Genomic DNA, 22,697 nt, shown 5'->3' with positions numbered 1-22,697 from the left:
GGCAGACGGCACACCCCAGATTTCCAGGAGTTCTCGCATGCAAGCTTCCATCGTGGTCATCGCGGCCGGCGCGCGCAGCACCGAGGCGGTCCTCGCCGCCGAGGCCCTGCGCCGGGCGGCGCGTCAACGCGGTCCTGAACCGGCCATCGAGATCCGCAGCGACCAGGGCATCACCGGTGCCCTACAGGCCGGTCAGTGCAAGGAGGCCAGCGCCGTGCTGCTGGTCGGGGATGGCGATGGCGCGCCCGCGCGCTTCGACCAGGCCGCGATCACCCAGGTCAGCCTGGACGCGGTGCTGGACGATCCCGAGGGCGTCCTGGCCGGCTGGATCGGCACGACGACGACGGCGACCTCGCCAGCCGCCCAGCGCGACGGCAAGCACATCGTCGCCATCACCTCCTGCCCGACCGGCATCGCGCACACCTTCATGGCCGCCGAGGGTCTGCAACAGGCCGCCGCGGCGCTGGGCCACCACCTGCGCGTGGAGACCCAGGGCTCGGTCGGCGCGCAGGACACGCTCAGCGCGGCGGAGATCGCCCAGGCCGATCTGGTTCTGATCGCCGCCGACCGCGAGGTGGAGCTGTCGCGTTTCGGTGGCAAGCGGGTGTTCAAGAGCGGCACCAAGCCGGCGATCAACGATGGCCAAGCCCTGATCCGCAAGGCGCTGGCCGAGGCCAGCGTGCAGGCCGGCGGCGCCGACCAGGCCGCACCGAGCGAGAAGACCAAGACGGCCGGCCCGTACAAGCACCTGATGACCGGCGTGTCGTTCATGCTGCCCTTCGTGACCGCCGGCGGCCTGCTGATCGCCCTGGCCTTTGCCATCGGCGGCATCTACGCCGGCGACGATGCGCATCGCGGCACGCTGGCCTGGAGCCTGCTGCAGATCGGTGCCAAGGGCGGCTTCCTGCTGATGGTGCCGGCCCTGGCCGGCTACATCGCCTACTCCATCGCCGACCGGCCCGGCATCGCGCCAGGCATGATCGGCGGCGTGGTCGCGGCGAACATGGGCGCCGGCTTCATCGGCGGCATCCTGGCCGGCTTCGTGGCGGGCTACGGCGTGGCCTGGATCAACCGCGTGCTGCGCCTGCCGCGCAGCCTGCAGGGGCTCAAGCCGGTCCTGATCCTGCCCGTGCTGGGCACGCTGCTGGTCGGCCTGCTGATGATGTACGTGATCGGCACCCCGGTGGCGCACCTGCTGGCCTGGCTGACCGAGTGGCTGCGCGGCATGCAGGGCACCAGTGCGATCGTGCTCGGCCTGCTGCTGGGCGGCATGATGGCCGTGGACATGGGCGGACCGGTCAACAAGGCCTCCTACGCGTTCTCGACCGCGCTGATCTCCAGCCAGGTCTACACGCCGATGGCGGCGACCATGATCGGCGGCATGACCCCGCCGCTGGGCATCGCGCTGGCGACCTGGCTGTTCCGCAGCCGCTTCACCGCCGAGGAGCGCGGCACCGCCGGCGCGGCCGGTGTCCTCGGCCTGGCCTTCGTCACCGAAGGCGCCATCCCCTACGCTGCACGCGACCCGCTGCGCACCATCCCCGCGCTGGTGCTGGGCTCGGCCGTGGCCGGCGCGATCTCGATGGCCGCCGGCGCCGAACTCAAGGTGCCCCATGGCGGCGTGTTCGTGCTGCCGATCCCGAACGCGGTGACGCACCTGGGCATCTACCTGCTGGCCCTGGTCATTGGCGTGGTCCTCACCGCCCTGGCCCTGGGCCTGTTCAAGAAACCGATCACGGCCAAGGGCTGACGCCCCCGCCAACCCGGCTTGCAGCGACTGCCTCGCGCGGCGTCGCGGCCGCGCGTTCTCTCTTCGCCTTTCTCTCTTCAGGAGCCCCCACGCATGTCCACCCTCCTCCATCGCGCCTTGCCCGCCGCGCTGACCCTGGCCTTGGTCCCCCTGGCCCATGCGCAGGACGTCGTGACGCCCAAACTGGCCTACACCGGCGAGGCCGCCGCGATGCTTGGCGGCGGCGAGGACTCGGGCAGCGCCTACGCTGGACAGGCGCTGGTCGGCATGGACGTCGACCTGGACAAGGCCATGGGCTGGTCTGGCGCCACGCTCAAGGCCTACGTCATCAACCGGCACGGGACCAACCTGGTCAACAGCAGTCTGGGCAGCAGCACCTCGGTGCAGGAAATCTACGGCGGCCAGGGCACGCGCCTGGCCAACCTGACGATCGAACAGAAGCTGCTCGACGACCGCCTGGTGCTGGAGGCCGGGCGCAGCGTCGCCAACATCCACTTCCTGGGCTCGGACCTGTGCCAGTACTTCCAGGGCAACTCGGCCTGCGGCAATCCCACCTATGTGTTCCGGACCAGCAGCTTCACCTGGTGGCCGGTGTCCAGCTGGATGGCCGATGCCAAGGCCTGGGTGACCCCACAGGTCTACGTGCACGTCGGTGCGTATCAGATCGACCCCAGCCAGGCGCAAGACGGTGAGCATGGCCTGCGCTGGAGCACGCGCGAGGCCACCGGCTGGATCGTGCCCTATGCGGTCGGCTGGCAGAGCCCGGCCGACGCGCGCCACAAGGCGATGTACGAACTGGGCGGCTGGCAGGACAACGCCCCCTACCGCGATCCGCTGTACGACGCCACCGGCACGCCGGCCGTGCAGAGCGGCCAGGAGTACGCCAGCCGGCACGGCCGCTCCGGCATGTACGCGCGCTTCGAACAGCAGGTCAGTGGGCCCGATGCCACGCATGGACTCACCGTGTTCGGCGCCGTGCTCAAGGGCACCTCGGGCCAGTTGATCGAAGACTGGTTCGCACAGGCCGGCGTAGTGCACAAGGGCACATTCGCCCGCCGCCCGCAGGACGACGTCGCGTTTGTGATCACGCGCCAGCAGTACAGCGATGCGGCGCTGGAAAACCTGCGCCTGGCCCGCGCCGCAGCCGGGGGCGTCGGCACGCCCCCCAGCGGACAGACGATGATGGAACTGAGCTACGGGATCGCGATCAACCCGCACCTGCGCATCGCCCCCAGCCTGCATTACGTGATGCATCCGGACCAGTTCAACGCGCCGGGTCGCCTGCGGGACCTGCCCAATGCCTGGGTCGCCGGACTGAGGTTTGATCTCAGTCTTTAAATCGCTCGCTCGGCCGCCGGTGTGCGCCGGCGGCATACTGTGGGGCCGTTCATCGCGCCGTATCCGCAATGGCTGAGAGTTTTTTCTTCTACGACCTGGAGACCTTCGGTCAGGATCCGCGCCGCACGCGCATCGCCCAGTTCGCCGCCCAGCGCACCGATGCGGCGCTGAATCCCATCGAGGACCCGGTCACCTTCTACGTGCAGCCGGCCGACGACCTGCTGCCCTCGCCGATCGCCACGCTGATCACCGGCATCACCCCGCAGCAGGCGTTGGCCGACGGGGTGCGCGAGTGCGAGGCGATGGCACGCATCTTCGAGGAAATGTCCAGGCCGGAAACCTGCACGCTGGGCTGGAACACGTTGCGCTTCGACGATGAGTTCGTGCGCCACGGTCTGTTCCGCAATTTCTTCGATCCCTACGAACGCGAGTGGCGCGGCGGCAACTGCCGCTGGGACCTGCTGGACGTGGCACGGCTGTTCCACGCCCTGCGCCCGGAGGGCGTGCACTGGCCGCAGCGCGAGGACGGCAAGGGCACCTCGTTCAAACTCGAACACCTGGCCCTGGCCAATGAGGTGCGCGTCGGCGAGGCGCACGAGGCCATGTCCGACGTGCGCGCGACGCTGGGCATCGCCCGGGCCATGCGCAACGCGCAGCCGCGACTGTGGGATTACGCCCTGCAGCTGCGCAACAAGCGCTTCGCCGCCAGCCTGCTGGACACCGTGGCGATGACGCCGCTGCTGCACGTCTCGCAGCGCTATCCCGCCCAGCGCCTGTGCGCCGCGCCGGTGCTGCCGCTGGCGCGTCATCCGCACATCGACAGCCGGGTGATCGTGCTGGACCTGGAGGATGACGCCGGCCAGGCCCTGCTGGACCTGGACCCGGGGGACATCGCCGATCGCCTCTACACGCCGCGTGCCGACCTGCCCGAAGGGGTGCGCCGGGTACCGCTCAAGGAGGTCCACCTCAACCGCTGCCCGGCCCTGGTGCCCTGGCACTACCTGCGCGAGGCCGACTTCGCGCGGCTGGGCATCGACCCGACCGCCATCGAGGTCCAGGCTACGCAGCTACGCGAACATGCCGGCCTGGTGGCAGAAAAGGTCCGCCAGGTCTTCGCCAGCGAGCGCGCGCACGACACGCCTGATCCGGATGCGTCGATCTATGCCGGCTTCTTGGCCGAGGGCGACAAACGCAAGCTGGCCGAGGTGCGCGGCACCCCGCCGGCGCAACTGGGCGCGCGCGTGTTCGGCTTCAAGGATGCGCGGCTGGAGGAACTGCTGTTCCGCTATCGCGCGCGCAACTGGCCCGACACGTTGGAGACCGCCGAACGCGCCCGCTGGGACGACTACCGGAGACAGCGCCTGTCTGAAGGCAGCGCGCTGTCCGAATATGGATTCCTTGAGTTCTTCTCCGAAATCGACGGACTGCGCGTGGCCCACGCCGGCGATGGCGCCAGGCTGGCCCTGCTCGACCAGCTGCAGGCCTACGGACGGGCGCTGCAGGCCGGGCTCTGAGCCTTCCACGCGCCCTTGCTGCCGCCATCGTCACCCTGTCCCCTTTCTTCAAGATCCGCGCTGCATGAGTACCTATTTCTCCGACGCCAGCTTCAAGTTCCTCAAGGCCCTGGCGCGCCACAACGACAAGACCTGGTTCAACGCGCACAAGCAGCAGTACGAAGACCACGTGCGCCAGCCGTTCCTGCATCTGCTGACCGACCTGCAGCCGGACCTGGCCGCGGTCAGCGACAAGTTCCGCTCCGACCCAAAGACGGTCGGCGGCTCACTGTTCCGCATCTATCGCGATGCGCGCTTCTCCAACGACAAGTCGCCCTACAAGCTGTGGCAGGGCGCGCGCCTGTACCACGAGCGCCGCAAGCAGGTGCCTGCGCCGTCGTTCTATCTGCACCTGCAGCCGGGCGAAAGCTTCGTCGGCGCCGGCGTGTGGCATCCGGAAAGCGACACGCTGCGCAAGCTGCGCCAGTTCATCTTCGACAACCCCGCGACCTGGAAGGCCGCCGCGCATGCTCCGGCCTTCCGCAGGCGCTTCGATTTCGAGGAATCGGAGATGCTCAGCCGTCCGCCGCGCGGATTTCCGGCCGAATTCGAGTTCATCGAAGACCTCAAACACAAGAACTTCGTGTTCTGGCGGGCGCTGGATGATGCGACGATGACCGGGCCGAAGCTGCGCCAGACCCTCGCTGCGGACTTGGCTGCGCTGGGCCCGTTCGTGGACTATCTATGCGCGGCGCTGGACCTGGAATTCTGAAGCGGAGCGGACGATGAAGAAGTGGATCGCGCTGGTGCTGGTCGTGCTGCTCGCCCTGGGCGGCTTCGTCGCGGCCGGGCCGTACATCGCCATCCATGGCATCCAGTCCGCCCTGGCCGAGCAGGACACCGACAAGCTGGAGCGCTACGTGGACTTTCCCACCCTGCGCACCAACCTGCGTGCGCAGCTGCAGGACCGCATCGTGCGCGCGGCCGGCGCTGAATCTCAATCCAGCTTCTTCGGCTCCCTAGCCCTGTCCTTGGCCGGCGGTGCCGCCGGGCTCGGCGTGGACGCGATGGTCACCCCGACCGGCATCGCCGCGATCCTGCAGGGCCGTGCGATCTGGAAGCGCGCCAGCGGCGACACCGCCAACGGCGACACCTACGGCCCACCGCGCCCGGCCGAGCCGCTCGAGCACGCCCAGGGCCGCTATACCTCGCTCTCGCGCTTCACCGCGACCACCCAGACCGACGGCGGCGGCACGCTCACCTTCGTGTTCGACCGCCAAGGCGTCGTGTGGAAGCTGACGGATATCCGGTTGCCCTTGGCGTCCCAGGATTAACTATCCGGATCCTTCTGCTCGCTGAGGTCAGCAATATCAAAGTGGTATCTCAGCAGATCTCCCGGCTGACACTGCAGTACGGCACACATGCGAGCCAACGTGCGGAATCGCAACCCTTTGACCTTGCCAGATCGAAAGAGTGACAACTGCGTTTCGCTGATTCCGATCTGCCGGGCCAGCTCTTTGGCCCGGATCCCATATGCGCTGATCACGGCATCCAAGGTCACCACCACTGGCATCAGACAAAGCCCTCTAGCTCGGCCTGCAGCCTTGAAGCGCGCTCAACTACCTGTCCCAGCAACCACAGCAGGACGCCCACGAGCGTCAGCACGATGCCGGACAAGTCGAAGTAGGCAAAACTGCCGTGCCCCGTCATCCAACGTAGCGCATTGGGCACCAATAGCAGGTTGATCAGTGCGCCGAGGCAAACGCCTGCACCCATGCCATGCAGCCCCGCAGATAGCGCGGACCCGAACAGTTCGCCCCTCAAAAGGCCATTCGCGGCCCGGCGCGCCGAACACACCGCCCACAGATAAGGCAACGCGGGCAGCATCTGAACGGCGAAAGGCAGGAGCAATGAAGCGGAAAGCTCATTGCCCTGCCTCCAGAAGGCAATAGCCACCAGGATGAACAACAACGGCAGCCCGACCAGAACAGCACTGGTCATTAGCTTGAGCAACTGGGCCAAGCGCAATGAGGCGGCGGGAAGCGCCATGATCAACCCCCTAAATTTAAGCTTGACTTAAAGATGCTCCGGCAATGATATTTAATCAAGACTTAAATTCTGGTGCTGCATGGACTTGCTGGTTGAAACGCGCGACCTGTCCTACCGCCGAGGAGGCAGCCTTATTCTCGATCGGCTAAGGCTCCAGATTCCCGAGCGGTCCGTGTACGGCTTCCTGGGTCCCAACGGGTCAGGCAAGACCACCACGCTCAAACTCCTTCTGGGACTGCTCCGCCCCAGTGCCGGGCAAATCAGCTTCGATGGAAAGCCGCTTACCGGGCAAAATGCCCAGGTCGCCCAACAGTGCGGCGCATTGCTTGACGCGCGTGCGTTCTATCCGCGGCTGAGCGGCCGCGAGAACCTTGATCTCGCCCGCCGCCTGCTCCGCCTCAGACCGGATGCGATCAACCGCGTCCTCGAAACCGTGTCACTGCACCCAGCGGATCTGAGGCGCCCTGTGGCCACCTATTCGCTTGGCATGCGCCAGCGCCTCGGGATCGCCAGGGCGTTGCTCAGCCAGCCCAAACTGTTGATTCTGGATGAGCCCTGCAATGGGCTGGATCCTCAGGGCATTACGGACATGCGCCATTTCCTGCGCACGCTTCCCAATAGGTGCGGCACGACCGTGCTGCTTTCCAGCCACCTGCTCGGGGAGATTGAGCAGACAGCCACGCACGTTGGCGTGCTCCGGTGCGGAAAACTCGTGCTGCAGGACAGTCTGAATCGGCTTCGGCAATCTCATGGCACCCGAATCGAGCTGCAAACCGACAGGCTCGTCGAGACGCGAGAACTCGTCACGGCACAACTCGGATGGGAAACAACACTAGAAGCCGATACGAAAGGCATGCTGGTGTCTGCCCCCGAAACGACGCCACATGCGGCGTGCGAAAGGTTGGCCTGCGTGCTGGTCAAGGCGGGCATTGCCATCTGGCACCTCGCCCCCAGCGAAACCGCGCTCGAAGCACGCTACAACCAACTTCAATCCGAAGGCCGTGGGGGAGCCACCCAATGATCATTGCGCTTCAAGTCGAATTCGCCAAGCTGCGCCGTTCGCTGATCCTGCTATTAATCATGGTCGCACCCGGCATGCTGATTGCGTTCACTCTGTTCAACCTGATGCGCCAAGGCACGACCTGGACGGGTCCACAGGCCATACAGGGTGCAACTGCGCTGTGGGCAATCTTCATGCTCCCCATGGCTGCCACCGCGATTGCCAGCCAACTGGCCCAGATAGAGCACACAAACGCTACTTGGGACTATCTGCTCGCACTTCCAGTAAAACGGACACACCTGTTCCTAGCAAAAGCGCTCACACTGCTATCCATCGTGCTGTGCATGAGTTCTCTGCTATTTGGCGGCTTGCTGCTGGATGTGTGGCTCGCACCGCGGCTTGGCGCGGACATTACCGCGCTCTCGCTTTCGGAGATGTTGGCGCAGGCCGCCCTACTGGCCAAGGTGGTTGGTGCGTCTCTCTTGCTGCAGATGCTGCAGCTTTGGGTTGCGTTGCGCTTTCAGAGCTTTGTGCCTGCGCTTGGAATGGGTATTTGCGGCACCTTCCTCGCTGTGGCCGCTTCTTCAGCGGCCGTAGGCGTCTACCTGCCATGGCAAATGCCCATCAACCAGCTCTCTGTTTCAACACGTGCTGACTTGGCCCTGATCCTCGGCAGCATTGGCGGCCTGATTGCACTGCTGACCATGACGCTGCATCTTGCCCGTCGGCAAGCCCACTAACGCAGCAGCCTCGCTACTCATTTGCCACCCCATGCGGGACATGCCCGGCAAAGCTCTGGTACTGCAGGGCGCTGTCGATGTTGTGCTGGGAGTCGTCGAAGAAGATGTCCGCGCCGAAGGCGGCCAGGAACGGCCCCTTGTGGCGGCCGCCCAGGAACAGCGCCTCGTCCAAGCGCACGCCCCACTCGCGCAGGGTGCGGATCACCCGCTCATGCGCGGGAGCAGACCGTGCAGTGACCAGCGCCGTGCGGATCGGCGCGTCCTCGCCCGGCGGGAACGCCGCCTGCAGCTGGTGCAGCGCGGAGAGGAAGTTGCGGAACGGCCCGCCGGAGAGCAGTTCGCGCGCCTTCTGCTGCTCGTGCCGGCCGAAGGCCTCCACGCCCTGCTCGCGCGAGATGCGCTCGCTCTCATCGCCGAAGATCACCGCGTCACCGTCGAAGGCGATGCGTAGCTGGGTGGACAGGCGCCCGGCCGGCAATTCGCCGGCCGCGGCGGCGGCTTCCTCGGCGCGCTCGCCCGGCGGCTTGGGCAGGATGGTGGCCGCGGCGATGCCGTGGCTGAGCGCGCTGCGCACCGAATCGGGGTTGGCCGACAGGAACAGATCGGTGCCGAACGGCTTGACGTAGGGCCAGGTCGGCTCGCCGGCAGTGAAGGTGGCGCGCACGATGTCCAGCCCGTAGTGCTGGATCGAGTTGAAGATGCGTAGCCCGGTGTCGGCCGAGTTGCGCGACAGCAGGATCACCTCGACTCGGGGACTGTCCTCGGGCGCACCATGGTTGAGCGCCAGCAGCTTGCGCACCACGGTAAAGGCCACCCCAGGCGGCAGGATGTCGTCCTCGTGCGCGCGCTGGTAGGCCGCGTAGGCCTCCAGCCCTTCGGCCTGCCACAGCGCGTGGCTCTCCTCCAGGTCGAACAGCGCGCGCGAGGTCACTGCGACGGTCAGCAGGCGGGGCGTGTTGTCGGGCATCAGGCTAGAAAACGAACTGTTCGCTGAAGATGCGTTCTTCCAGGTTGTGTTCCGGGTCGAACAGCAGGGTCACGGTACGGTCGCGCGACTCGCGAATCGTCACCTCGGTCACCCCGCGGAACTCGTGCGAGTCGGCGGTCGCGCTGACCGGCCGCTTGTAGGGGTCCAGGACGGTGAAGCGCACCTCGGTGTCGGCCTTGAGGATGGCCCCGCGCCAGCGCCGCGGCCGGTACGGTGCGATCGGGGTCAGGGCGATGGTATTGCTGGCCAGCGGCAGGATCGGGCCATGCGCCGAATAGTTGTAGGCGGTGCTGCCGGCCGGGGTGGCCACCAGCACGCCGTCGCCGGTCATCTCGTCCACACGGGTCTGGCCATTGAGGTCAATGCGCAGCTGCGCGGCCTGGCGGGTCTGGCGCAGCAGCGAGACCTCGTTGTAGGCCAGCGACTGCACTTCGATCCCCGACTCGGTCTGGGCGGTCATTTCCAGCGGACGCAGCTTGGTCGGCTCGGCGCCGGCAATGCGCTCGTGCAGGTCGGCCTCGCGCTGGTGGTTCATCAAAAAACCCACCGTGCCCAGTTTCATGCCGAACACTGGCTTGCCCAGCTGCGCGTGCCGATGCAGCGTCTGCAGCATGAAGCCATCGCCGCCCAGGGCGACCAGGATGTCGGCCTGCTCGGGCGGGTGCTGCCCATAGCGGGCGGACAGGGTTTCGAGGGCCTGCTGCGCCGAGGGGGCGGGACTGGCCAGGAAGGCAAGGCGGGGGTGCGTCATGCGGCGAAGGATAGCGCGCCACGCGTGCAATGACGTGTGGCCGACACGCGCAAACACGCGGGGCGGGATGCCTCGCATCCCGCCCCGCGCTGGTTCACGCCCTGGCCGCGACGATCAGGTCAGCTGCGAAAGCCGTTGCACCGCCACCGAGGCGGTCGGATAGTCCAGCGACCGCTGTGCGGCGACCTCGTCCAGCATGGACAGGGTGAAGCGCAGGGCCGGGTCATCGCGCTCCAGCCAGTGGGCCACCTTGGCCTCGGCGGTGTCGCCCGGCAGGGCCAAGGCCTGCAGGGTCAGCGCGCGCAGATGCGCACCCAGCTCGTCGCGCAGCACGCCACGGGCCACGGCATGCCAGCGACCATCGACCTGCAGTGCGTCGATCTGGGTGAACAGCCACGGCAGGTGCAGCGCGTCGCCCAGCCGGTAGTAGACCTTGGACACGGCCACCGGCGAGAGCTTGCGCGAACGGGCCAGCTCGATGATGTCCGCCGACGGCTCCAGGTACGGCAATGCGGCCAGCTGGCCGGCCAGGGCCTCCGGCACGCCCTTGGCGATCCAGTCGGCCAGGCTGGCTTCATAGGCTGGACGCAGCGAATCGGGCAGCACGCCGTCGGCCGCACGGATGTCGTTGAAGCCGCCGTGATAGCGCTCCACCGCCGTGGCGATGCCGGGAATCGCGCCTGGGCGAGTCAGCAGCCAGCGGGTAAAGCTGCGCTGCAGGCTCCAGATCACCTGCAGGGCGTCGATCTGCACCGACTCGGCGACCTGGCCGTCCAGCGCGTCGATCTGGGTCCACAGGGCACGCGCATCCAGCGTTTCGCGGGTGATCGTATAGGCCTTGGCGACCTCGCCGATGTCGCGGCCGGTGTCTTCCTGCATGCGCATCAGGAAGGTGGCGCCCATGCGGTTGATGGTCGAGTTGGTCACCGCCGTGGCGATGATCTCGCGCTTGAGGCGGTGCTTCTCCATCTGCGCGGCGTACTTCTTCTGCAGCGGCTGCGGGAAGTAGCGCTGCAGCTCCTTGGACAGGTACGGATCCTCGGGGATGTCGGTCTCCAGCAGTTCGGAGAAGGCCACCAGCTTGGCGTAGGACAGCAGCACCGACAGCTCGGGACGGGTCAGGCCCTGACCACGCGCCTTGCGCTCGGCGAACTCGGCATCGGAAGGTAGGTATTCGATCTGCCGGTCCAGCAGGCCGCGTGACTCGAGCACCTGCACGAAGTGCTGCTTGGAGCCCAGGCGCGGCACGCTCATGCGCTCCATCAGGCTCAGCGCCTGGTTCTGGCGGTAGTTGTCGGTGAGCACCAGTTGGCCGACCTCGTCGGTCATCTGTGCCAGCAGGGTGTTGCGGGCCTTCTCGGCCAGCTTCTTCTGCTGAACCACCCCGTCGAGCAGGATCTTGATGTTGACCTCGTGGTCGGAGGTGTCCACGCCGGCGGAGTTGTCGATGAAGTCGGTGTTGAGCAGCACGCCGGCCTGCGCGGCCTCGATGCGGCCCAGCTGGGTCAGGCCCAGGTTGCCGCCCTCGCCCACCACCTTGCAGCGCAGGTCGCGACCGTTGACGCGCAGGGCGTTGTTGGCGCGGTCGCCCACGTCGGCATGCGACTCGGAGGCGGCCTTGACGTAGGTGCCGATGCCGCCGTTCCACAGCAGGTCCACCGGCGCCTTGAGGATGGCGCTGAGCAGCTCGGTCGGGGACAGGCTGGCGACCTGCGCGTCCAGGCCCAGGGCGTCACGCACCTGCGGGGTGATGGCGATGGTCTTGAGCGTGCGCGGATACACCCCGCCACCGGCGGAAATCAGCTTGGTGTCGTAGTCGGCCCACGACGAGCGCGGCAGCTTGAACATGCGTGCGCGCTCGGCGTACGAGCGCGCCGCATCCGGCGTGGGGTCCAGGAAGATATGGCGGTGGTCGAAGGCCGCCACCAGCTGGATGTGCTCGGACAGCAGCATGCCGTTGCCGAACACGTCGCCGGACATGTCGCCCACGCCCACGCAGGTGAAGTCCTGGGTCTGGCTGTCGCGCCCCAGTGCACGGAAGTGGCGCTTGACCGACTCCCATGCGCCCTTGGCGGTGATGCCCATGCCCTTGTGGTCGTAGCCGACCGAGCCGCCCGAGGCGAAGGCATCGCCCAGCCAGAAGCCATGGTCGATGGCCAGGCCGTTGGCGATATCGGAGAAGGTCGCCGTGCCCTTGTCCGCCGCGACCACCAGGTAGGGATCGTCCTGGTCATGGCGGACCACGTCGGCCGGCGCCACGATCTTGCCGCCGACGATGTTGTCGGTGATGTCCAGCAGGCCCTGGATGAACATCTTGTAGCAGGCGATGCCCTCGGCCATGATCGCCTCGCGCTCACCGCTGGCCGGTGGCTGCTTGACGTAGAACCCGCCCTTGGCGCCGACCGGCACGATGACCGTGTTCTTGACCATCTGCGCCTTGACCAGGCCCAGCACCTCGGTGCGGAAGTCTTCGCGCCGGTCCGACCAGCGCAGGCCGCCGCGGGCCACCGCGCCGAAGCGCAGATGCACGCCTTCCACGCGGGGTCCGCACACGAAGATCTCGCGATACGGCCGCGGACGCGGCAGGTCCGGCACGTTGGCCGAGTCGAACTTGAAGCTGATGGTGTGCGCCGGCGCGCCATCGGCACCGGTCTGGAAATAACTGGTGCGCAGCGTGGCCTCGATGCAGCCCATGATGCTGCGCAGGATGCGGTCGTCGTCCAGGCTGGAGACGCCGTCGAGCAGCTTGACCAGCGCCGCATGCACGGCCTCGCCCTGCGCGGCGCGGTCCTGGCCGGCCGCCTGCGCGAGCTGGGCCAGCACCTTGGCGGTGTCTTCGTCGGCTTCATCGCCCAAGGCCCGCAGCTGGGCGACGAGCGCCTCGGCACGCGCCTTGTTGCGTGCCTTGGCCGGCTGGTCCAGCGCCGGATCGAAGCGCGCCTCGAACAGCCGCACCAGCAGCGCGGCCAGCAACGGATACCGGCCCAGGGTGTCTTCCACCGAGCCTTGCGAGAACGGCACCCCGGTCTGCAGCAGATACTTGGTGTAACCGCGCAGCACCGCGACCTGGCGCCAGTCCAGACCGGCGCGCAGCACCAGGCGGTTGAAACGGTCGTTCTCGGCATCGCCGCGCCAGACCCGGGCGAAGGCTTCGTCGAAATCCGCCGCGCGGGCCACCACGTCGATGGGGGCACCGGTGGCCGACTCGACCTCGAACTCCTGGATATAGGCAACCTGGCCGTCGACCTCCAGGCGGAACGGGTGCTCGGAGATGACCCGCAGGCCCATGTTCTCCATCAGCGGCAGCGCGTCGGACAGGGGAATGTCGTGGCCGAGGCGATACAGGTTGAGCCGCAGCGCGCCTTCGCCGGCGCGGTGCAGGCTGGAGCGGTACAGGCTCAGGCGCAGGTCGTGGGGGCCTTCCAGTGCGGCCAGCCGCTCCACGTCGTCGGCAGCCAGCTGCACCGACACGTTCTCGATGTAGTTCTGCGGCAACGCGCGACCATAGGCGGAGGCCAGCACCAGGCCACGGGCCTCGCCATGGCGATGGATGAGCACTTCGCGCAGATCGTCCTGCCAGTTGCGCAGCAGATGGGCCAGCTGGGATTCCAGTTCGGCCGCGTCCACACTGACTTCCTCGCCCGCGCGCGGGCGCACGGTCAGGTGCAGCTGCGCCAGGGGCGACTCGCCCAGCTGGACCGAGGTGTCCACGGCCTCGCCGTGCAGGGCCTGCTTCATCAAGGCTTCGATGCGCAGCCGCAGCTCGGTGTTGAAGCGGTCGCGCGGGATGTACACCAGCGCCGACCAGAAGCGCCCGTAGCGGTCGCGCCGCAGGAACAGCTTGCTGCGCACGCGCTCCTGCAGGCCCAGGATGCCCATGGCCGTGCGGGCCAACTCGTCCTGGCGGGACTGGAACAGCTCCTCGCGCGGCAGGCTCTCCAGGATATGGCGCAGCGCCTTGCCGCTGTGGCTGTTGGGCGACAGGCCGGACTGGCGCATCACGTGATCGTGGCGCTCGCGCACCAGCGGGATCTCCCACGGACGCCGGTTGTACGCACTGGAAGTGAACAGTCCCAGGAAACGCTGCTCGCCGGTGATGCGGCCGTTGCCGTCGAAGGACAGCACGCCGATGTAATCCATGTAGCCCTTGCGGTGCACGGTGGCGCGGGCGTTGGTCTTGGTGAGGATCATCGCCTCGCCCTCGCCTGCCTCGTTGAGCAGGTTGGCGGCCAGCGATTGCACTGGTCGCGGCTGGCCGGAGGCGTGGCCGCGCAGCATGCCCAGGCTGGTGTCTTCCTGCGGCACCAGCACCTCCTGGCCGCCCTGCTTCTGCACGCGGTACTCGCGGTAACCGAAGAAGGTGAAGTGGTCGTTGGCCGCCCAGCGCAGGAACTCCTGGGTTTCGCGGCGCATCGCATCGGAAACCGGCATGCGGCGCGTGGCCAGGTCCTCGGACACGGCCAGCATCTTCTCGCGCATCACGCTCCAGTCGCGCACGATCTGGCGCACCTCGTCCAGCACAGCCTGCACCTGCGCGGTGATGCGCGGCATGGCGTCGGCCGGCTGCCGGTCGATCTCCAGCAGCATCAGCGATTCGGCCTTGCCCTCGCCCACCGCCGTGATCTTGCCGGCCTTGTCACGCTCGAAGCGCACCACCGGATGGCCCAGCACGTGGACACCCACGCCCATCGCGGCCAGCGCCATGCTCACCGAGTCGACCAGGAAGGGCATGTCGTCGTTGACGATCTGCAGCACCGAATGCGGCGACTCCCAGCCATTGGCCTTGGCCGTGGCGTTGAACACGCGCACGTTCGCCGTGCCCGGCTTGCGCACCCGGGCGAACTCCAGCATGTCGGTGGCCATCGCCGCCCAGCCCTCGGGCGTGTGGTGCGGGTACTCGTCCTGCTCCATGCGCCGGTAGAACGCCTCGGCGAACAGACGCGCCTGCTCGCGTCTGGCCGCCGGCAACCGCGCCTTGAGCGCGTCATGGATGGGTTGCAGGGAGAAGGCGACCAGGGCCGCGCCCGCCTTGGGCGTGGAGCGGGCCACCGCATCGGCGACCCGCTTGCCGGGCGTCGGCCGGCTCGACTTGGTGTCCTTGGGACTGCCCTTGGTCTCGGCCTGCTTGGCCTTGGCGGTAGGGGCGGGTTTCGCGCGGAGCCTGCTGCTGCCGGTGGTGCTCATAACAGTGCGTACACACAATGAAGGTAATTGGCCATTGTATGCCCGCCCCCCGTGACAACCGTGCTGCGCGGCATCAAAAACGCACGGGCTTTCATCTGCGTGCAAGGTCCGCACACGCGGTGCCCGATCGATGAAGTGAGGGTCCTTTTTGCCAGTGGTACTGACCTCGGATGACCGGGTCGTAAGGGCAACATCACGCGCGTTTCACAACCGGCTGAAGTGGCGCCAAGTCAGGACTTCTGGGGGTATTCAAATTCTAAACTGGACGGTATAGTCCAGCCCCAATGAACGCCCCTAACCCCTCCCCTCTTGGCGCCGAGCGGCGCCAGCGGGTGCTCGATGCCACCCGTGAGCTCATGGCCGAGCACGGGTTCCGCGTGAGCATGGATGCGGTGGCCCAGCGGGCGGGATGCTCGAAGCAGACCTTGTATGCACAGTTCGGCAGCAAGCAGGCGTTGATGCAGGCCTTGATGCACGAGCACCTTGAATTGACCACCTCGCAACTGGAGTCCTTCGATGGTCGCCTGCGCGAGCCACTGCTCCGATTCGGCCTTGAGCACATCGAGCGCATCAGCGAGCCGGGCGCGGTCGCCAGCCTGCGGCTGCTCAGTGCAGAGGCGCCCCAGTATCCCGACGAGGCGCGCAGCCTTTGGCAAGAAGGCGCCGAGCGGCTGGTGTCGCGCGTCTCCGACTGGCTGCGCCAGGCCATGGACGCGGGTCTGCTGCGGCATGACCAACCGCACGCGGCAGCCGAGCTGTTGCTGGGCATGCTCGTCGGGCTGGACGCGGATCGACAGCGCTTCTCGCTGTCCCAGCGCGACCCGGCCGCACGCCGGGCCTGGGTGGAGTTCGCCACCGACACCTTCCTCAAAGCGTTCGCCCCCACCTCGCGCATGGCCGCCTGCTGAGCGCCACGCCAGGCTTTCTACTCATTACAACACTACCCAACGTTTTATCTGGAGCACCTCCTCATGACCGCCCCAACCCGCTCGCTCCTGCTCGGCTCCGCCATCGTGCTGGCACTGGCCGCCTGCAACAAGAAGGAAGAACAGCAGGCCCCGCCGCCGCCGGAGGTGGGCGTGGTCACCGTGCAGCCGCAGGACGTGCCGCTGGTGCGCGACTTCAGCGCGCGTCTGGCGCCGGTCCGCAGCGCCGACGTGCGTGCGCGTGTGCCCGGGGTGCTGCTCAAGCGCACCTATGAAGAAGGCACCGACGTGAAGGAAGGCCAGGTGCTGTTCAAGATCGACCCGGCACCGCTGCAGGCCGACCTCTCCTCGGCGCAGGGCCAGTTGGCCTCGGCCCAGGCGACCTACACCAATGCCCACGTCGCCGCCGAGCGCGCGCGCCAGCTGGCGCCGCAGAAGTATGTCTCGCAGTCCGACCTGGACAATGCCCAGGCCACCGAGCGCAGCGCCGCTGCCTCGCTGCAGCAGGCCAGGGCCGCCGTCACCAATGCCAAGATCAATCTCGGCTATGCCGATGTCACCGCGCCAATTTCCGGACGCGCTGGCAAGCAGCAGGTCACCGAGGGCGCGCTGGTGGGCGCGGAGGGCGTCACCCTGCTGACCACCGTCGATCAGATCGATCCGCTGTACGTGAACTTCTCGATGAGCTCGTCCGAGCTGCAGTCGCTGCGCCAGGCGCAGGGCCAGGGCGAGGTCAACCTGTCAGATACCGCCCACACCAAGCTTGATGTGGTGATGAACAACGGCACTCGCTACGACCAGCAGGGCACGCTGGACTTCTCCGATGTGGTGGTCGACCAGGCCACCGGTGCGGTCTCGCTGCGCGCCACTCTGCCCAACCCGCAGAAGGTGCTGCTGCCGGGCAGCTTCGTCACCGTCGAAGTCAACCTGGGGACACGCAAGGACGTCTTCCTGGTACCGCAGGCGGCCGTGCAGCGTGACACCAACGGCGCCTATGCGCTGGTGGTGGGCAGCGATGGCAAGGTCGCGCGCAAGGATGTGCAGATCGAGAATCGCGCGCTCAAGGGCCAGTGGATCGTCACCGGCGGCCTCAAGACCGGCGACAAGGTGATCGCGCTGGGCCTGCAGAAGGCCCGCGAAGGCGCCCCGGTCAAGGCGGTTCCTTACGACCAGGCCAAGGCCCAGGCCCAGCCGGGCGGTGCCGGACAGGGCCAGCAGCCAGGCGGCGCACCGGCTCCGGCCGATGCTTCCGCTTCCGACCAGCCGGGCGGCGACGCCAAGCAGTCTGACCAGGGTCAGGCCCAGTAAGGAATTCCCCCAATGCCCAAGTTCTTCATCAACCACCCGGTCTTCGCCTGGGTCGTGGCGATCCTGATCTCGCTTGCGGGCGTGATCTCGATCCTCAACATGGGTGTCGAGTCCTACCCCAACGTGGCCCCGCCGCAGATCACGGTGACGGCCAGCTATCCGGGCGCCAGTGCCTCGACGGCCGAGCGCTCGGTGACCCAGGTCATCGAGCAGCAGCTGACCGGCATCGACAACCTGCTGTACTTCAGCTCGACCTCCAGTTCGTCAGGCCGGGTCACCATCACCCTGACCTTCCAGACCGGTACCGATGCGGACATCGCCCAGGTCCAGGTCCAGAACAAGGTCTCGCTTGCCCAGCCACGCCTGCCCTCGGAAGTGACCGCGCAGGGTGTGGTGGTGGCCAAGGCCAACGCAGGCTTCCTGATGGTGGTTGGCGTACGTTCCGACACCGCAAGCATCGACCGCAACCACCTCAACGACATCATCGCCTCGCGCGTGCTCGACCAGATCGCGCGCGTGCCGGGCGTGGGCAGCACCCAGCACTTCGGTTCCGAGTACGCCATGAACATCTGGCTCAACCCGGAGAAGCTGCAGGGCTACAACATGTCGGCCAGCACCGTGGAGGCGGCGTTGAAGGCGCAGAACGTGCAGTTCGCCGCCGGCTCGCTCGGTGCCGACCCCGCGCCGGACGGCCAGGCCTTCCAGGCCACGGTGTCTGCGGAAGGTCGCTTCACCGACCCGTCTCAGTTCGAGAACGTGATCCTGCGCGCCAATGCCGACGGCACCACGGTCAAGCTCAAGGACGTGGCGCGCGTAGGGTTTGGCCCGCAGAACTACGGCTTCGACACCCAGTACAACGGCAAGCCGATGGGCGCTTTCGCCATCCAGCTGCTGCCGGGCGCCAACGCGCTGAGCGTGTACGACGCGGTCGAGGCCAAGATGAACGACCTGGCGGCCAGCTTCCCGCCCGGCGTCAGCTGGTTCACGCCTTATGAGACCACCACCTTCGTCACGATCTCCATCGAGGAAGTGGTCCACACGCTGATCGAGGCCATCATCCTGGTGTTCCTGGTGATGCTGATCTTCCTGCAGAACTTCCGCGCGACGATCATCCCCACCCTGGTCATTCCGGTGGCGCTGCTGGGCACCTTCATGGGCCTGGACATCATCGGCTTCACCATCAACCAGCTGACCATGTTCGCCATGGTCCTGGCGATCGGCATCGTGGTCGATGACGCGATCGTGGTGATCGAGAACGTCGAACGCATCATGGCCGAGGAAAAGCTTCCCCCCAAGGAGGCGACCATCAAGGCCATGGAGCAGATCACCGGCGCGGTGGTGGCCATTACCGTGGTGCTGGCGGCGGTGTTCATCCCCTCGGCGCTGCAGGGCGGCGCCTCGGGCGAGATCTACAAGCAGTTCGCGCTCACCATCGCCATCTCGATGGCCTTCTCGGCGTTCCTGGCGCTGGGCTTCACCCCGTCGCTGTGCGCCAGCTTCCTCAAGCAGCATGCGCACGACAGCCACGAGAAGAAGAAGAACATCGTCTTCCGCACCTTCGAGAAGTACTACGGCAAGACCGAGAAGAGCTATGTAGGCATGATCGGCCGGCAGGTGCGGCATGCGCCGCGCTGGATGATCCTGTTCGCAGTGCTGGTGGTGCTGACCGGGTTCCTGTTCACCCGCATCCCCAGCAGCTTCATCCCCGAGGAAGACCAGGGCTATGCGCTGGCCATCGTGCAGGCGCCCCCGGGCACGCCCTTGAACAAGACCAACGAGGTCATGACCCAGATCCGCGGGACGCTGGACAAGATCGACGGGTTCGAGGGCATGTTGCAGATCACCGGCTTCAGCTTCCTGGGCCAGGGCGAGAACGTCGGCATGGCGTTCATCAAGCTCAAGCCCTGGGATGAGCGTCCGGGTGGCGTGACCCAGTTCATCGGCCAGGCCAACGGGGCGCTGCAAGGGATCAAGGGCGCGCAGATCTTCGTGGTCAACCTGCCCACGATCCAGGGCCTGGGCCAGTTCGGCGGCTTCGACATGTGGCTGCAGGACCGCACCGGCGCCGGCCAGGATGCGCTGATGGCCGCGCGCAACCAGTTGCTGGGTCTGGCCGCACAGGACAAGAGCCTGATGCAGGTCCGCCCCAACACGCTGGAGAACGCACCGCAGCTGCAGCTCAAGGTTGACCGCGTGCAGGCGCAGTCCATGGGCCTGTCGGTCAGCGACATCTACACCTCCATCCAGCTGATGCTGGCCCCGGTGTACGTCAATGACTTCTTCTACGGTGGCCGCATCAAGCGCGTGAACATGCGCGCCGATGCGCAGTTCCGCACCGGGCCCGAGTCGCTGGACCGCTTCTACACGCCCAGTTCCACCGAAACCGATGCCAACGGCAACGCGGCGATGATCCCGCTGTCCAACGTGGTGTCCAGCAGCTGGCAGTCCGAGCCGCCGTCGCTGGCGCGCTACAACGGCTACTCGGCGGTGAACATCAATGGTTCGGCGGCGCCGGGCAGCTCCTCGGGCCAAGCCATGAACACCATGGAGCAACTGGTCAACGAGAAGCTGCCAGCCGGCTTCGGCTATGACTGGTCGGGCATGAGCTACCAGGAGATCCTGGCCGGCAACAGCCAGACCTTGCTGCTGGTGCTGTCCCTGGTGGTGGTGTTCCTGTGCCTGGCCGCGCTGTACGAGAGCTGGTCGATCCCGGTCTCGGTGCTGCTGGTGGTGCCGCTGGGCGCCCTGGGCGCCCTGGCCTTCACCATGCTGCGCGGCCTGTCCAACGACATCTTCTTCCAGATCGGCCTGATCACGGTGATCGGCCTGGCCTCGAAGAACGCGATCCTGATCGTGGAGTTCGCGGTGATGGAACGCGCGCAGGGACGCACCCTGCACGACGCCATCGTCAACGCCGCCCACCTGCGCATGCGCCCGATCCTGATGACGTCCTTCGCCTTCATCATGGGCGTGGTGCCGATGGCGATCTCCAGCGGCGCAGGCGCCAATGCTCGCCACGCCATCTCCACCGGCGTGATCGGCGGCATGCTCTTCGCCACGGTGCTGGGCCTGCTGCTGATCCCGATGTTCTTCATCGTGGTGCGGCGCCTGCTGGGCGACAAGATGGACGAGCCCTCCAAGGAATACCTGGAAACCCACCGCGACCAGGATGCGGGCGAGGCCACGCCAGGACACGGCGGCCACTGATCGCCAGGTCCGACGAGAAACAAAAAAGCCCCGGCCAAGCCGGGGCTTTCTTTTTCAGCGCAACAGGCGAGCGCTCAGTTGGCGAGCCGGCAGGTCGCCGGCTTGGATGAGGTGAACAAGGCAGCGGTGGCCCACTCGGGGTGATCGACGAAGGGATTGCGATTGCCCTGGAAGCTGTAGATCACTTCGTTGCGGGCGCGCTCGGCATCGTCCGGCGGATCGGCCGCGCTCCAGGCCAGCAGCGTGGACAACAGCCCCATGTAGGCCGGCGAGGACGAGGTGATCACGATCTTGCTGCGGTCGTCGGTCAGCTCCAGGTCCGGCTCGGACTGACCGGTATTGGGATCGGCATCGCCTTCGTAGCGGATCGCCATGTACATCACCGCACGGGCCACGTCGCCCTTGTGCGCATCCCAGACCTCGAACGAGCCCTGATTGCCATCGGGCGACCGCACCCAGTTGGAGTTGCCCGGGTAGGTCCCGCTTCCCCCACCCTGGCCACCATTGGATTCGGTGGTCAGCTCGCTGCAGTTGGACGACGACGGGCAGTCGGCATAGGGCTTGTTGCCGCGGCTGGCGTTGTAGCTGCTGTCGGTCAGGAACAGCATGTGGGTATCGGTATAGGGCGCGTAAGGCAGGCCCATGTCGCCGCTGGCACTACCGAATCCCAACGAGTTGGGCCAGGTATGCTCGCGGTTGTAGGTCGTCCCTGAGCCCGTGCCTGCCCGGTCGCTGCCCTTGGTATAGCGATGGTTCTTGTAGACGTCCAGCACCTTGCCGCTGTCGGTCGGGTCCTCGTCTGCGATCTCCAGGATCGACCAGGTGCTGGCCCCACTGCCGCTGTACGGATAGGCGGTGTGGCCCTTGATGGTTTCGTGCAGCGAACACCGCAGCTGGCTCGCGTTGCTGGTGTTGACCCGGCTGTAATAGCCGTCGCTCCCGCCGCCGCCGCCGGCGTCGGCCACGGTGAAATCGACGACCGTGTTCGTCGCCGGATGCGCCCCCTCCGCATCGCTCACCGCGGAGGCCAGGACGGTGAAGGTGCAGGCTTCCCCCGCATAGAGCGCGGTATCGGTGGAGGCGGCAAAGCCGCTGCCACTGGCACTCGCATAAGTCAGGGGGACGCTACCACTGCTCGCGCAGCTCAGGCTCAGGGCGCCATTGCCCAGGGTGACCGGCTCGCTGAAGGTGACCTCCAGGTCGCCCGCCGCCGGAAAGCCCGTCGCGCCGTCGAGCGGCGTGGTCGAGACCACCGTCGGTGCGGTATTGCTCGAACCACCGCCCCCATCACCATCGAAGCTTTGCCCGGCATTGCAGGCGCCAAAGGTTTCGGCCACCGCCGCATTCCAGCTGAAATCCGCAGCCTCCGACCCCGTGCCGCTCAGTTGCAGCGATGTGCCGGACGGCGTACTGCTGCCTTCGCTCACCGGCAGGTTGGTGCTGGTCGCGCCGGCGGCCGGACCGCTGGAGGCGGTGATCTGGCCCTCGTAGCTGAGGAACTGGACCAGATTGCCCGCCGCATCGACCAGGGCCAAGCCATCGGCGCTGCCGTTCTGCAATCCATTGCTGGGATAGCGGAGCGCGGCGATGGTCGCACTGCCGCAGCTGGCGGCCGTGCCGGCGGATAAGGTGTCGGTGCCGTACGGCGTGCCACCGTTGTAGCGGACCACCTGGTAGCCGGCCAGCGACTCACCAGCGGTGGCGACCACTTCGACCGCCTCGCCGGTGTCCGTGCCGCTGTTGTCGTAGTGCAGCTCGTTGATGAACACCGCGCCATGCGCCTGCCCACTGAGGGCAAGGAACACGGCCAGGGCGAGGGTGGAACGCGTCGTGCGTGTTGCCATGACAACTCCTTTTGCATCGGGGGAACCGCCGATTCTGTCCGGCCGTGTCGCCACAAACCCACGAATGCACCACGGTTTCCAAGCACCCAGACACGCCGATGGCGCCCGCAGGCGCCATC

Annotated in this window: 14 protein-coding genes and 2 pseudogenes; 10 read left to right on the top strand and 6 right to left on the bottom strand. The window is 66.9% G+C overall.

Annotated elements, in window-relative coordinates; genetic code table 11:
- The first annotated feature begins 37 nt into the window (after nucleotides 1–37).
- From PJ250_RS16265 to PJ250_RS16245, 5 genes and pseudogenes are all read left to right on the top strand, one after another.
- On the top strand, nucleotides 38–1,750 hold the full coding sequence (locus tag PJ250_RS16265) for a PTS fructose transporter subunit IIC (protein ID WP_271645625.1): 1,713 nt from the start codon (nucleotides 38–40) through the stop codon (nucleotides 1,748–1,750).
- Between the two features lie 71 nt (nucleotides 1,751–1,821).
- Nucleotides 1,822–3,088, top strand: a pseudogene (locus tag PJ250_RS16260) (carbohydrate porin); the annotation flags it as partial.
- Nucleotides 3,089–3,156: 68 nt separating this feature from the next.
- Nucleotides 3,157–4,602, top strand: a complete 1,446-nt coding sequence (gene sbcB / locus PJ250_RS16255; protein ID WP_271645621.1) for an exodeoxyribonuclease I — start codon at nucleotides 3,157–3,159, stop codon at nucleotides 4,600–4,602.
- A gap of 64 nt (nucleotides 4,603–4,666) precedes the next feature.
- Nucleotides 4,667–5,353 (top strand): DUF2461 domain-containing protein, encoded by a 687-nt coding sequence (locus PJ250_RS16250; RefSeq protein WP_271645619.1) that lies wholly within the window; start codon nucleotides 4,667–4,669, stop codon nucleotides 5,351–5,353.
- A gap of 13 nt (nucleotides 5,354–5,366) precedes the next feature.
- On the top strand, nucleotides 5,367–5,915 hold the full coding sequence (locus tag PJ250_RS16245) for a DUF2939 domain-containing protein (protein WP_271645618.1): 549 nt from the start codon (nucleotides 5,367–5,369) through the stop codon (nucleotides 5,913–5,915).
- Here PJ250_RS16245 and PJ250_RS16240 read toward each other — a convergent pair.
- Both PJ250_RS16240 and PJ250_RS16235 read right to left on the bottom strand, forming a co-directional pair.
- Nucleotides 5,912–6,154 (bottom strand): helix-turn-helix domain-containing protein, encoded by a 243-nt coding sequence (locus PJ250_RS16240; protein ID WP_271645617.1) that lies wholly within the window; start codon nucleotides 6,152–6,154, stop codon nucleotides 5,912–5,914. The two genes, PJ250_RS16245 and PJ250_RS16240, sit on opposite strands and share 4 nt — an antisense overlap.
- A complete protein-coding gene (locus tag PJ250_RS16235) occupies nucleotides 6,154–6,630 on the bottom strand; it encodes a hypothetical protein (protein ID WP_271645616.1) in 477 nt (158 codons plus the stop codon). The genes PJ250_RS16240 and PJ250_RS16235 overlap by 1 nt, the downstream gene beginning before the upstream one ends.
- 79 nt (nucleotides 6,631–6,709) lie before the next feature.
- Here PJ250_RS16235 and PJ250_RS16230 point away from each other — a divergent pair, with 79 nt between their 5' ends.
- Both PJ250_RS16230 and PJ250_RS16225 read left to right on the top strand, forming a co-directional pair.
- Nucleotides 6,710–7,651, top strand: a complete 942-nt coding sequence (locus PJ250_RS16230) for an ATP-binding cassette domain-containing protein (protein ID WP_271645615.1) — start codon at nucleotides 6,710–6,712, stop codon at nucleotides 7,649–7,651.
- Nucleotides 7,648–8,370 carry an ABC transporter permease gene (locus tag PJ250_RS16225; protein WP_271645613.1) on the top strand — a complete coding sequence of 241 codons (723 nt, stop codon included), beginning with the start codon at nucleotides 7,648–7,650 and terminating at the stop codon, nucleotides 8,368–8,370. The genes PJ250_RS16230 and PJ250_RS16225 overlap by 4 nt, the downstream gene beginning before the upstream one ends.
- Before the next feature lie 13 nt (nucleotides 8,371–8,383).
- Here the strand turns inward: PJ250_RS16225 and PJ250_RS16220 are convergent, their stop codons facing one another.
- The 3 genes and pseudogenes from PJ250_RS16220 to PJ250_RS16210 form a co-directional block, all read right to left on the bottom strand.
- Nucleotides 8,384–9,337: a 5'-nucleotidase gene (locus PJ250_RS16220; RefSeq protein ID WP_271645612.1), complete on the bottom strand. Its 954-nt coding sequence runs from the start codon at nucleotides 9,335–9,337 to the stop codon at nucleotides 8,384–8,386.
- 4 nt (nucleotides 9,338–9,341) lie between these two features.
- A complete protein-coding gene (locus PJ250_RS16215; RefSeq protein WP_271645611.1) occupies nucleotides 9,342–10,109 on the bottom strand; it encodes an NAD kinase in 768 nt (255 codons plus the stop codon).
- 114 nt (nucleotides 10,110–10,223) lie between these two features.
- A pseudogene (locus PJ250_RS16210) lies at nucleotides 10,224–15,119 on the bottom strand (NAD-glutamate dehydrogenase domain-containing protein); the annotation flags it as partial.
- A gap of 458 nt (nucleotides 15,120–15,577) precedes the next feature.
- On the opposite strand from PJ250_RS16210, the gene PJ250_RS16205 reads away from it, so the two are divergent.
- The 3 genes from PJ250_RS16205 to PJ250_RS16195 all read left to right on the top strand — a co-directional run bounded on the left by PJ250_RS16205 (nucleotide 15,578) and on the right by PJ250_RS16195 (nucleotide 20,734).
- On the top strand, nucleotides 15,578–16,201 hold the full coding sequence (locus tag PJ250_RS16205; protein WP_271645609.1) for a TetR/AcrR family transcriptional regulator: 624 nt from the start codon (nucleotides 15,578–15,580) through the stop codon (nucleotides 16,199–16,201).
- A gap of 63 nt (nucleotides 16,202–16,264) precedes the next feature.
- Entirely contained in the window at nucleotides 16,265–17,527 is a 1,263-nt protein-coding gene (locus PJ250_RS16200) for an efflux RND transporter periplasmic adaptor subunit (RefSeq protein WP_271645608.1), read from the top strand.
- A gap of 12 nt (nucleotides 17,528–17,539) precedes the next feature.
- A complete protein-coding gene (locus PJ250_RS16195) occupies nucleotides 17,540–20,734 on the top strand; it encodes a multidrug efflux RND transporter permease subunit (RefSeq protein ID WP_271645607.1) in 3,195 nt (1,064 codons plus the stop codon).
- A gap of 74 nt (nucleotides 20,735–20,808) precedes the next feature.
- On the opposite strand, the gene PJ250_RS16190 is transcribed toward PJ250_RS16195, so the two are convergent.
- The gene (locus PJ250_RS16190) at nucleotides 20,809–22,578 is read right to left on the bottom strand and encodes an endonuclease (RefSeq protein WP_271645605.1); all 1,770 of its coding nucleotides are present in this window, start codon (nucleotides 22,576–22,578) and stop codon (nucleotides 20,809–20,811) included.
- Nucleotides 22,579–22,697 lie beyond the last annotated feature (119 nt).

This window comes from Pseudoxanthomonas sp. JBR18 (genome assembly GCF_028198165.1).
Classification (GTDB): Bacteria; Pseudomonadota; Gammaproteobacteria; order Xanthomonadales; family Xanthomonadaceae; genus Pseudoxanthomonas_A.
Note: the sequence above shows the minus strand (reverse complement) of the source record. Positions and strands in the feature narration are given on the sequence as shown.

What these genes read in the sequence shown, in the direction of transcription:
- PJ250_RS16265 (WP_271645625.1), top strand. Translation starts at nt 38, where the DNA reads ATGCAAGCTTCCATCGTGGTCATCGCGGCCGGCGCGCGCAGCACCGAG.
- sbcB (WP_271645621.1), top strand. Translation starts at nt 3,157, where the DNA reads ATGGCTGAGAGTTTTTTCTTCTACGACCTGGAGACCTTCGGTCAGGAT.
- PJ250_RS16250 (WP_271645619.1), top strand. Translation starts at nt 4,667, where the DNA reads ATGAGTACCTATTTCTCCGACGCCAGCTTCAAGTTCCTCAAGGCCCTG.
- PJ250_RS16245 (WP_271645618.1), top strand. Translation starts at nt 5,367, where the DNA reads ATGAAGAAGTGGATCGCGCTGGTGCTGGTCGTGCTGCTCGCCCTGGGC.
- PJ250_RS16240 (WP_271645617.1), bottom strand. Translation starts at nt 6,154, where the DNA reads ATGCCAGTGGTGGTGACCTTGGATGCCGTGATCAGCGCATATGGGATC.
- PJ250_RS16235 (WP_271645616.1), bottom strand. Translation starts at nt 6,630, where the DNA reads ATGGCGCTTCCCGCCGCCTCATTGCGCTTGGCCCAGTTGCTCAAGCTA.
- PJ250_RS16230 (WP_271645615.1), top strand. Translation starts at nt 6,710, where the DNA reads ATGGACTTGCTGGTTGAAACGCGCGACCTGTCCTACCGCCGAGGAGGC.
- PJ250_RS16225 (WP_271645613.1), top strand. Translation starts at nt 7,648, where the DNA reads ATGATCATTGCGCTTCAAGTCGAATTCGCCAAGCTGCGCCGTTCGCTG.
- PJ250_RS16220 (WP_271645612.1), bottom strand. Translation starts at nt 9,337, where the DNA reads ATGCCCGACAACACGCCCCGCCTGCTGACCGTCGCAGTGACCTCGCGC.
- PJ250_RS16215 (WP_271645611.1), bottom strand. Translation starts at nt 10,109, where the DNA reads ATGACGCACCCCCGCCTTGCCTTCCTGGCCAGTCCCGCCCCCTCGGCG.
- PJ250_RS16205 (WP_271645609.1), top strand. Translation starts at nt 15,578, where the DNA reads ATGAACGCCCCTAACCCCTCCCCTCTTGGCGCCGAGCGGCGCCAGCGG.
- PJ250_RS16200 (WP_271645608.1), top strand. Translation starts at nt 16,265, where the DNA reads ATGACCGCCCCAACCCGCTCGCTCCTGCTCGGCTCCGCCATCGTGCTG.
- PJ250_RS16195 (WP_271645607.1), top strand. Translation starts at nt 17,540, where the DNA reads ATGCCCAAGTTCTTCATCAACCACCCGGTCTTCGCCTGGGTCGTGGCG.
- PJ250_RS16190 (WP_271645605.1), bottom strand. Translation starts at nt 22,578, where the DNA reads ATGGCAACACGCACGACGCGTTCCACCCTCGCCCTGGCCGTGTTCCTT.